We start from the raw sequence: 2,740 nt of genomic DNA, 5'->3' as shown, positions 1-2,740 counted from the left end.
CTCGCCGTCCTCGTTGGGCTCCAGGCTGGTCATGCCCAGCGCGCTCTTGGTGATGCAGCGGAAGGTGCCGATCAGATTGAGCCCGATCACCCATTCGAAGTCGCTGACCGCGAAGGCCTTGTAGGCGCCGGCCTGCTTGTCGTAGCCGACGGTCTTGCCGCCCCGGCCGCCGCCGGCGCAGTTGACCAGGATGCGTTCCTGGCCGTGAGCCGCGCGGGCCTTGGCGAAGCCGGCGTCCACCGACTCCTCGCTCATCACATTGACCTCGCAGAAGAGTGCGCCGGTCTCCGTGGCCATCCTGGCCCCGTTCTCCGCGTTCATGTCGAAGATGGCGACCTTCACGCCAAGGTCGCGAAGCGCCTTGACCGTTGCGGCCCCAAGGCCCGAAGCGCCGCCGGTGACCACGGCCGAGACCGAGCTGTCGAGTTTCATGGTGTTCTTTCCATAGATTTGCGTGACGGGTCCGACCCTAGCGCGCCCGGTTAGCTTGGCGAAGATGCAAGGCGCGGCCGGGTTGTCTGGACCAGCTCCTGCAGCCATCGTCGCACGGCCCGCACTCGCGCCGTGCCGGCGACTTCGCGGTGCGTGGACACCCAGAACCGGCGCAGCAGGCGGACGTCGTCTTCCAGGAGGCGAACCAATCCGTCGCCCAGAAACAGCGGCAGGACGCCGATGCCGCCGCCCGCCAGGATGATCTCGCGCTGGGCGTGGATCGAGGAGCTGGTCAGCTGGGCGCGCAGGGCGGCGCTGATCTCCTCCAGATAGCGCAGTTCGGGCGCGTAGATCTGGTCTTCGACATAGCCGACCAGGGTGTGGTCGTGGAGCTGCTCCCTGTCCTTCGGCGCAGCGTGGGCGGTCAGATAGCCGGGCGCGCCGAACAGCCCGAGTTCGTAGTCGGTGAGCGGCTCGACATGCAGGCGGGCGCTTTCCGGCGCGCTCAGGGTGATCGCCATGTCCACCTCGCGCTTCAGGGGCGACATGAAACCGGCCGTGGCGATGAGTTCGATGTCGAGGCCCGGGTGACGCCGGCGCAGCTCCGGCAGGGCCGGCGCCAGGATCGCCCCGCCAAAGCCTTCCGAGGCGCTGATGCGGATGGTGCCGGCGATGATGTCGGGCTGGCCGATCCGCTCGGCGGCGGCCATGGCGGTTTCGGCGTCCGCGCCGGCGTCCAACAGCCGCGCACCGGTCGCGGTCAGTTGCAGGCCGGCCGGGGTGCGGACGAAGAGCATGGCCTTCAGCGCGCTTTCCAGGCCGGCGATGCGCCGGTTCACCGTGCTGGCGTCGATGCCCAGGGCGCGCGCCGCCTTGGCGCTGCTCCCCGCCCGCGCGGTGGCGATGAACACCCGCAAATCATCCCAATCGAACATGATCTGGTCCTAGGCCTTCAGGCGCGCGCGGTCGATGGCCCAGCGAAGGTCAGGATCGGATCGAGCGGCGCAGCGCCGGGCGGTTCGGCCAATCCCGCACGGAGCCGGTCACCCGGGCCGCGCGGGGCGCGTTCGGCGGCTGAAGCGAATAGCACTGCGCCGTCCGTCCCATGGCCGCGGCGGTCGCGAAGGCGTCGACGTCCATTTGGCGGCCCCTGGCGGTCTGGACCACGCGGCGGAGGATCAGCAGCTTTTCCGCCTCGTCCGGCTCCAGGCCGGTGAGCCGTTTGCTGCTGAAACTGGCCAGCGGCTCGCCCGCATAGGGCGATGGCGCGCCGATGACGTCGCTGGCGAGCCGCCAGGCCATGGCCAGTTCACCGTCCCGAAACAGCCGGGCCGTGCGGGTCTCGCCTTCAGGGTCGGTCACTTCGGCTTCGAACAGCCGTTCCCCATCGCCCCGCGCGGCCTGGGCCATGGCGAGGGCGGCGAGTTCGAACAGGTGGGTGCAGTGCGCGCGCGGGTCGGCGTGCTGGAACAGGGTCGTGGGGTTGGCGCGGAGGGCCGCGCCCTCCAGCGCCGCGAGGGCGCCCGGCGCCTCCAGGCAGGTCGCCCAGGGATAGCGGGTCGCGCGCGCCTCGATGCGTCGAACCACCTGGCGGTCATGATGCAAGGTCACGCCGAAGCTGTGGAAGTCGTCCTCCAGGTCGGCCTCGACCCGTCCGCCGGCGCCGCGGACCACGATGGCGCGGCGAAAGGTGGGACTATCGCTCACGAGGTCGCGAGCGCCAGATCGGCGGTCGCGCCAGGCCGCGGGGCAGGGGTTCCGTAGAGCGTCGTGCGCTGGCGGGCGGGCCGGCCCATACGCGCCAGAACCGCTTCGATATCCCGGCGATCCAGGCCCTGACCGTGCGCGGCGCCGGCGGCGCGGCTGATGGACTCGTTCATCAGAACGCCGCCCAGGTCGTTGACGCCCGCATCCAGCAGAGCGGCGGCCCCGTCCAGGCCCAGCTTCACCCAGGAGGCCTGGACATTGCCGATCTCGCCGTGGAGCGCGATCCGGCCGATGGAATGCATGAGCACGCTCTCGCGCCAGGTCGGACCCTGGCGGGCCTGACCGCGCAGATAGATCGGCGACTGCATGTGCACGAAGGGCAGGGGGACGAACTCGGTGATCCCGCCGGTCCGCGCCTGCAGCCGGCGCAGGGCCAGCAGGTGCCGGGCCCAATGCACCGGCCGATCCGCGTGGCCGAACATGATGGTCGAGGTGGTGGGCAGGCCGACGCTGTGCGCCGTGGCGATGATGTCCAGCCAGCGCTGGGTGTCCAGCTTGTCGGGGCAGAGGATGGCGCGGACCTCGTCGTCGAGGATCTCGG

At 70.5% G+C, this 2,740-nt stretch carries 3 protein-coding genes and 1 pseudogene; all 4 read right to left on the bottom strand.

All coding sequences use genetic code 11. The features are described 5' to 3' along the window. The coding region (locus tag VGL85_RS19480; RefSeq protein WP_331590675.1) for an SDR family NAD(P)-dependent oxidoreductase at positions 1 to 432 on the bottom strand (432 nt) is incomplete at its 3' end. Positions 433 to 482: 50 nt separating this feature from the next. Then, positions 483 to 1,367, bottom strand: a complete 885-nt coding sequence (locus VGL85_RS19475; protein WP_331590674.1) for a LysR family transcriptional regulator — start codon at positions 1,365 to 1,367, stop codon at positions 483 to 485. Between the two features lie 49 nt (positions 1,368 to 1,416). Continuing rightward, complete coding sequence (locus tag VGL85_RS19470; RefSeq protein ID WP_331590672.1) at positions 1,417 to 2,139, bottom strand: hypothetical protein; 723 nt, start codon at positions 2,137 to 2,139, stop codon at positions 1,417 to 1,419. Beyond that, positions 2,136 to 2,740, bottom strand: a pseudogene (fbiC, locus tag VGL85_RS19465) (7,8-didemethyl-8-hydroxy-5-deazariboflavin synthase); the annotation flags it as partial. The gene VGL85_RS19470 and the pseudogene fbiC, both read right to left, overlap by 4 nt.

The organism is Phenylobacterium sp. (assembly GCF_036501465.1).
In the GTDB taxonomy this organism is placed as follows: domain Bacteria; phylum Pseudomonadota; class Alphaproteobacteria; order Caulobacterales; family Caulobacteraceae; genus Phenylobacterium.
This window is presented reverse-complemented; position numbering and strand designations above follow the sequence as displayed.

Coding starts and splice junctions, on each gene's coding strand:
- VGL85_RS19475 (WP_331590674.1), bottom strand. CDS start 1,367: ATGTTCGATTGGGATGATTTGCGGGTGTTCATCGCCACCGCGCGGGCG.